Origin of the sequence: Achromobacter veterisilvae, assembly GCF_900496975.1 — a bacterium.
Lineage (GTDB): Bacteria > Pseudomonadota > Gammaproteobacteria > Burkholderiales > Burkholderiaceae_B > Achromobacter > Achromobacter veterisilvae.
In genome coordinates this window covers 60,141-66,511 of record NZ_UFQC01000034.1, presented here as the reverse complement: position 1 = coordinate 66,511, position 6,371 = coordinate 60,141, and the positions used below count along the sequence as shown (strand labels likewise).

Sequence of the window (6,371 nt, the reverse complement as noted above, 5' to 3'; positions counted from 1 at the left end):
GGCCCTCGCCCTGGCGCTGTCCGGCGCCGCGGCGGCGGCCGTCCACGCGGTCGCTCCCGGCGCCGACCTCGCGCAGGCCATCGCGGCCGCGCAGGACGGGGACGTCCTCAGGCTGGCCCCGGGCAGCTACGCCGGCGGCATCGTCATCGACAAGCCGCTGACCCTGGAAGGCCCGGAAGACCGCTCCGCCGTCATCGCCGGCACGCGCCAGGGGCGCACGCTCTGGGTCAAGGCGGCGGACGTGTCGCTGCGCAACCTGACAGTCACCCGCTCCGGCCTGAGCCTGTCCGAGATGGACGCGGGCATCTTCCTGGACCGCACGGCGCATCGCGCGCGGGTGGAAGACAACGACATCCTGGACAACCTCGTGGGCGTCCACGTCTGGGGGCCCGAGGACGCCACGGTGCGCGGCAACCGCATCGTGGGCAACAAGGAACTCAGGGTGGCGGAACGGGGCAACGGCGTCACGCTGTGGAATACCCCGGGCACGCGGGTGCTCGACAACGACATCTCGGCCGGCCGCGACGGCATCTTCGTCAACACCAGCAAGCGCAATACGTTCAGCGGCAACCGCTTCCACGACCTGCGCTACGCCGTGCACTACATGTACACCAACGACAGCGAGATCAGCGGCAACGTCTCGACGCACACCGACGTGGCCTACGCGATCATGTATTCGCACCGGCTGGTGGTCCGCGGCAACGTGGCGCTCGACAGCCGCGAGCAAGGCCTGATGCTGAACTACGCCAACCATTCCCGCATCACGGACAACTCGGTGGACCGCGCCGCGAAATGCGTGTTCATCTACAACGCCAACCGGAACGTCTTCCAGGACAACCAGTTCTCCAACTGCGATATCGGCGTGCATTTCACCGCCGGGTCGGAAGGCAACCAGATCTCTGGCAACGCCTTCATCAACAACCGCAACCAAGTGAAGTACGTCGGCACCCGCACGCTGGACTGGTCGGTCGACGGCCGCGGCAACTACTGGAGCGACAACACCGCCTTCGACCTGGACGGCGACGGCATCGCCGACACCGCCTACCGGCCGAACGACGTGGTCGACCAACTGCTGTGGCGCGCGCCCGCGGCGCGGATCCTGCTCAACAGTCCCGCGATCTCCATCGTGCGCTGGGCGCAATCGCAGTTTCCCGCCATCCTGCCCGGCGGCGTCCTCGACAGCGCCCCGCTCATGCAGCCGCCGCAACGGTCCGGCGGCCGCCCCAAGGAGTCCCCATGAACACCGACCTTGTGACGCTGTCCGGCGTCAGCAAGCACTATGGCGCGCAAGAGGCCATCGACGGCCTGGACCTGCAACTGCGCGAGGGCGAATGCGTCGCGCTGGCCGGCCACAACGGCGCGGGCAAGAGCACGCTGATCAAGCTCATCCTGGGCCTGATCCGCCCCACCCGCGGCCGCGTCGCGCTGTTCGGGCACAACGCCCACAGTCCCGCCGCGGCGCGGATGCGCAACCGGATCGGCTACCTGCCCGAAACGGTCGCGCTGCATCCGTCCATGACCGGCGAGGAAACGCTGGCGTTCTACGCCCGGCTCAAGCGCCAGCCCCTGTCCAACAATGCCGCCCTGCTCGAGAAAGTGGGCATCTCCGGCGCGGCGCGCCGGCGCGTGGGCGGTTATTCCAAGGGCATGCGCCAGCGCCTGGCGCTGGCCCAGGCGCTTCTGGGCCAGCCCCGGGTCCTGCTGTTCGACGAGCCCACGACGGGGCTGGACCCCGCTTCGCGCCTGATGTTCTACGACATCGTCCATGAACTGCGCGCGGCCGGGGCCACCATCCTGCTGAGCACGCACGCCCTGTCCGAACTGGCCGGCCACGCGGACCGCATCGTGGTGATGAAGGCCGGCAGGAAGATCGCGGACGGCGCCATGTCGGCGCTGCGGCGCTCGACCGGCCTGCCCATCCGCATCCGCCTGACCCTGGCGAACGCGGACGCGCCGCCGCCCGGCGCCTGGCGCCGCATCGAGGCGGGCCGATACGAACTGGCCTGCCAGGAACACGACAAGATCGCGGCGATCCGCGGCATCGGCGCCATATCGACCGACATCCACGACCTGGACATCCAGGTGCCGGGGCTGGACGACATCTATGCACATCTGCTTGAACGGGAAGACGTATGAACGCGGTAGCCACCATCATCGGCAAGGAAATCCGCGACGGGATGCGCAACCGCTGGGTGCTCGCGACCGCGCTGCTGCTGGCCGCCCTGGCCCTGGCCCTGGGCCTGCTGGGCAGTTCGCCGACCGGCACGGTCAAGGCCGAACCGCTGACCGTCACCGTGGTCAGCCTGTCCAGCCTGTCGATCTTCCTGGTCCCGCTCATCGCCATGCTGCTCGCCTATGACGCCGTGGTCGGCGAGGTCGACCGCGGCACGATGGCGCTGCTGCTCAGCTATCCGGTATCGCGCTGGCAGGTGCTGGTGGGCAAATTCATCGGGCACCTGGCCATCCTGGCGCTGGCCACGGGCGCGGGCTACGGCTCGGCCGGGCTGGCGCTGCAATGGGCCTACGGCGGCCTGGACGCCAGCGCCTGGCAGCCGTTCGCGCTGCTGATCGGCGCCAGCGTGCTGCTGGGGGCCAGCTTTCTGGCGATGGGCTATCTGATCAGCACGCTGGTGCGCGAGCGCGCCACGGCGGCCGGCATTGCCCTGGGCGTCTGGCTGTTCTTCGTCGTGATCTACGACATGGCGCTGCTGGGGGTCCTGGCGGCGGACCAGGGGCGCCACGTCAGCCCCGGCCTGCTGAACGCGCTGCTGCTGCTCAACCCCTCGGACGTGTACCGCCTGCTGAACCTGACGGGCTTCGAGAACATATCGCTGTACGCCGGCATGGCGGGCCTGAGCGACCAGGCCAGCCTGCCGCTGGCCGCGCTGATCGCCGCGCTGCTGCTGTGGATCGCCGTTCCCTTCCTGCTGGCGGCGGCGGCCTTCAGGAGGAAACAGCTATGAGACGCCTGCGGCTCATCCCGGCCCTCGCCGCCTTGCTGCTTGCCGCCGCCTGCGGCAGCGGCGGCGCCCCCGAGGCAATCCCCCAGCCCCAGCCCGTGACCGTGGAATCCGTGGGCCACTACTGCGGCATGGCGCTGAACGAACACAACGGTCCCAAGGGACAGCTTTTTCTGACGGGACGCGCGGCGCCCGTCTGGTTCTCGTCCATCAAGCAGGTCTTCGCCTACACCCTGCTGCCCGAAGAACCCAAGACCATCAGCGCCATCTACGTCAACGACATGTCCACCGCCGGCCCGGACGGCGTGCCCGATCCGGCCGCCTGGGTCGAGGCGCGCCAGGCCTTCTACGTCATCGAAGGCGGCTTCATCGGCGGTATGGGCGCCGAGGACGCCATGCCGTTCTCGCGGCGCGCCGACGCCGAGTCCTTCGCCCAGGCCCACGGCGGCCGGGTCGTCCCTTTCGCCGACGTGCCGGAAGCCTATGTCTTCACCCAATAGCCCGGCGCCGCGCGGCTCCCGCCACCTTTGCAAGCCTATCGCCATGAACCCTACCCGCCGCCGCTTCATCGGCATCGCCGCCGCCGCTTCCGCGCTGGCGCTCGCTCCCTACCCCGCGCGCCGCGCCGCCGCATCGATCGCGCCGACCATCTGGCAGGGCGTCGCGCTGGGCGCCGACGCGGAATTGCGCCTGTACCACCCGGACCCGCAGGCGGCGCAGCGCCTGATCGCGCAGTCGCTGCGGGAATTGCATCGGCTGGAAGCCATCTTCAGCCTGTACCGCGACGACAGCGCCCTCTCGCGCCTGAACCGCCAGGGATTCCTGGACAACCCGCCCGCCGACCTGCTGCGGCTGCTCAGCGTCGGCCTGCGGTACGGCAGGCTGACCGGCGGCGCCTTCGATCCCACCGTGCAGCCGCTGTGGCAGTTGTACGCGGAGCATTTCTCGCGGCCCGGCGCGGACCGTGAAGGCCCCGCCGCGCCGGCCGTGGCGCAGGCGCTGGCGCGGGTCTCGTACGAAGACGTGGCGCTGGACAGCGACCGCATCGCCTTGCGCCGGCCCGGGATGGGGATCACGCTCAACGGCATCGCGCAGGGCTACATCACGGATCGGATCACCGAACTGCTCAAGCTGGGCGGGCTGGAACGGGCCTTGGTGGACATGGGCGAAATACAAGGCATGGACACCCGGGCGGCGCCGGCCGACTGGGTGGTCGGCCTGGCCGACCCGCGGGACCCCGCCCGCATGCTCGGCACCGCGCGCCTGCGCAACCAGGCCCTGGCCACCTCCGGCGGCTATGGCACGGCCATCGACGCCGAAGGCCGGTTCACCCATCTTTTCGATCCGCACACGGGCCGCGCGCGGCCGCTGTACCGCAGCGTGTCCGTCATGGCGCCCAACGCCACCATGGCCGACGCGTTGTCCACGGCCTTTTCCTACATGCCGCTGGACGCCACCGAACTCATCGTCCGCGAACACGGGCTGCGCGCCTGGTTCGCGCTGTCCGACGGCGGGCTGGTCATGCAGGATCCGGCTGGCTGAACGTCCGCCGCGCATGAAAAGCAGAACGCCCCCGGTCGGGGGCGTTCTGCTTTTTGCGGTGAAACCGCCCTGCCTCAGGCCGCCGTCGGCGGATTCAGCGCGGACAGCATCTGCGTGAAGATCTTGGGGCTGGCGGCCAGCACGTTGCCGGTATCCATCCAGCCCTGCTCGCCGTCGAAATCGGAGACCAGCCCGCCGGCTTCCAGCACCATCAGGCTACCCGCCGCCAGGTCCCAGGGCTTCAGGCCCACGCCGCAGAAGCCGTCCAGGCGGCCGCAGGCCACGTAGGCCAGGTCCAGCACCGTGGCGCCCAGGCGGCGCACGCCCGTGCTGCCTTCGGCCATCTGGCGAAAACGCGCGGAACCCTGTTCCAGGTCGCCGGAATTGGGCCAGTGCGCGCCCAGCAGCGCGTCATGGTAGCGGGTGCGGCCCGACACGCGCACGCGGCGGTCGTTCAGGAAGGTGCCGCTGCCGCGGCTCGCGGTGAACAGTTCGTTGCGCGACGGATCGTAGATGACCGCCTGCGTGACCTGGCCGCGCTGCGTCAGCGCGATGGACACGGCGTAGTTGGGCAGCCCGTGGATGAAGTTCGTGGTGCCGTCCAGGGGATCGATGATCCACTGGAATTCGGCCTGGTCGGGACCTTGCAGGCCGAATTCCTCGCCCAGGACGGCGTGGTCCGGGTAGGCGGCGCGCAGCGTCTCGACGATGGACTCCTCGGCGGCACGGTCGACTTCCGTGACATAATCCCGCGGTCCCTTGCGAGCCACGCTGAGTCGTTCCAAATCCATGCTGGCACGGTTGATAATGGTGCCGGCACGCCGGGCCGCCTTGATGGCGATGTTGAGCATCGGGTGCATAAAATTCCGTACGAATGCGATGAGTTGGCTTGATGATAGGCCGCTTGCCGCGCCCCGGGGCCGCCCTTGCCCCAACCGGGGAAATCGACCCAAAAAACCAGGAAGGCACTAAGCCAAACGTGCCATTTTAAATGACTCAAGCATTTTCACGCGTTCGCTTCATTATGGTGAACCCCAGCCACCCCGGAAACGTGGGTTCGGCCGCCCGCGCGATCAAGACGATGGGCTTTTCCGAACTGGTGCTGGTGGAGCCCAAATTTCCGGATGTAACCAGCCAGCCCGAGGCCGTGGCGCTCGCCAGCGGCGCGCTGGACGTGCTGGAAGGCGCCCGGGTCCATGGATCCCTCGAAGAAGCGCTGGGGCCCGTGACGCTGGCTTTCGCGCTGACCGCCAGGGTGCGCGACCTGGGCCCCCCGCCCTGCGACATCCGGCAGGCGGCGGAACTGGCCCGCGGCCACCTGGCGGACACCGCCGAAGGCGTCGCCGCCATCGTGCTGGGCACCGAGCGCGCGGGGCTCACCAACGCCCAGATCGCGCTGTGCCACCGCATCTGCCACATTCCCGCCAATCCCGAATACAGCTCGCTGAACGTGGCCCAGGCCCTGCAATTGGCGGCCTGGGAGCTGCGCTACGCGCTGCTGGTGGCCGAAGGGGCTCCGCTCCTGCCCGCCTCGACCGCGCAGGAGTCCCCGCGCGGGGCCGAGCCGGCCTCCAGCGCGGCGGTGCAGGCCTTCCTGGCGCACTGGGAGGAAGCGCTCGTCGGCGTCCAGTTCCTGGATCCCGCCCACCCCAAGAAGCTCATGCCCCGCATGCGCCACCTGTTCTCGCGGCTGGCCCTGACCCGCGACGAGGTCGACATGATGCGCGGGGTGTGCACCGCGATGCTGAAGAAAAAATGAGGGGTCCGGCGCTGAGCGCGCTGCGCGTGCTTGCTGCGCGGAGGGCGGGACTGTAGGTTTCTCTGTGTCTGACACCCGTACGAGAAGCCTGTCCAAGCTGACTCCGGTGC

At 69.2% G+C, this 6,371-nt stretch carries 7 protein-coding genes; 6 read left to right on the top strand and 1 reads right to left on the bottom strand.

Annotated features, from left to right (window positions below; genetic code table 11):
* From AVE30378_RS25015 to AVE30378_RS24995, 5 genes are all read left to right on the top strand, one after another.
* A partial coding sequence (locus AVE30378_RS25015) for a nitrous oxide reductase family maturation protein NosD (RefSeq protein ID WP_341868044.1) occupies positions 1-1,240 on the top strand: 1,240 nt, incomplete at its 5' end.
* Positions 1,237-2,136 (top strand): ABC transporter ATP-binding protein, encoded by a 900-nt coding sequence (locus AVE30378_RS25010; RefSeq protein WP_129244664.1) that lies wholly within the window; start codon positions 1,237-1,239, stop codon positions 2,134-2,136. The genes AVE30378_RS25015 and AVE30378_RS25010, both read left to right, overlap by 4 nt.
* Complete coding sequence (locus AVE30378_RS25005) at positions 2,133-2,963, top strand: ABC transporter permease (RefSeq protein ID WP_129244662.1); 831 nt, start codon at positions 2,133-2,135, stop codon at positions 2,961-2,963. The genes AVE30378_RS25010 and AVE30378_RS25005 overlap by 4 nt, the downstream gene beginning before the upstream one ends.
* On the top strand, positions 2,960-3,460 hold the full coding sequence (locus tag AVE30378_RS25000) for a nitrous oxide reductase accessory protein NosL (RefSeq protein ID WP_129244660.1): 501 nt from the start codon (positions 2,960-2,962) through the stop codon (positions 3,458-3,460). Before AVE30378_RS25005 ends, AVE30378_RS25000 begins: the two co-directional genes overlap by 4 nt.
* Before the next feature lie 43 nt (positions 3,461-3,503).
* The gene (locus tag AVE30378_RS24995; protein WP_129244658.1) at positions 3,504-4,502 is read left to right on the top strand and encodes an FAD:protein FMN transferase; all 999 of its coding nucleotides are present in this window, start codon (positions 3,504-3,506) and stop codon (positions 4,500-4,502) included.
* A gap of 74 nt (positions 4,503-4,576) precedes the next feature.
* On the opposite strand, the gene AVE30378_RS24990 is transcribed toward AVE30378_RS24995, so the two are convergent.
* On the bottom strand, positions 4,577-5,362 hold the full coding sequence (locus AVE30378_RS24990) for an inositol monophosphatase family protein (protein ID WP_129244656.1): 786 nt from the start codon (positions 5,360-5,362) through the stop codon (positions 4,577-4,579).
* Positions 5,363-5,493: 131 nt separating this feature from the next.
* On the opposite strand from AVE30378_RS24990, the gene AVE30378_RS24985 reads away from it, so the two are divergent.
* Positions 5,494-6,261: an RNA methyltransferase gene (locus AVE30378_RS24985; protein ID WP_129244654.1), complete on the top strand. Its 768-nt coding sequence runs from the start codon at positions 5,494-5,496 to the stop codon at positions 6,259-6,261.
* The last annotated feature ends 110 nt before the right edge of the window (positions 6,262-6,371 follow it).

Excerpts from the sequence above, each read along its gene's own strand:
- AVE30378_RS25005 (WP_129244662.1), top strand. The coding sequence starts at position 2,133 with ATGAACGCGGTAGCCACCATCATCGGCAAGGAAATCCGCGACGGGATG.
- AVE30378_RS24985 (WP_129244654.1), top strand. The coding sequence starts at position 5,494 with ATGACTCAAGCATTTTCACGCGTTCGCTTCATTATGGTGAACCCCAGC.
- AVE30378_RS25000 (WP_129244660.1), top strand. The coding sequence starts at position 2,960 with ATGAGACGCCTGCGGCTCATCCCGGCCCTCGCCGCCTTGCTGCTTGCC.
- AVE30378_RS24995 (WP_129244658.1), top strand. The coding sequence starts at position 3,504 with ATGAACCCTACCCGCCGCCGCTTCATCGGCATCGCCGCCGCCGCTTCC.
- AVE30378_RS24990 (WP_129244656.1), bottom strand. The coding sequence starts at position 5,362 with ATGCACCCGATGCTCAACATCGCCATCAAGGCGGCCCGGCGTGCCGGC.
- AVE30378_RS25010 (WP_129244664.1), top strand. The coding sequence starts at position 1,237 with ATGAACACCGACCTTGTGACGCTGTCCGGCGTCAGCAAGCACTATGGC.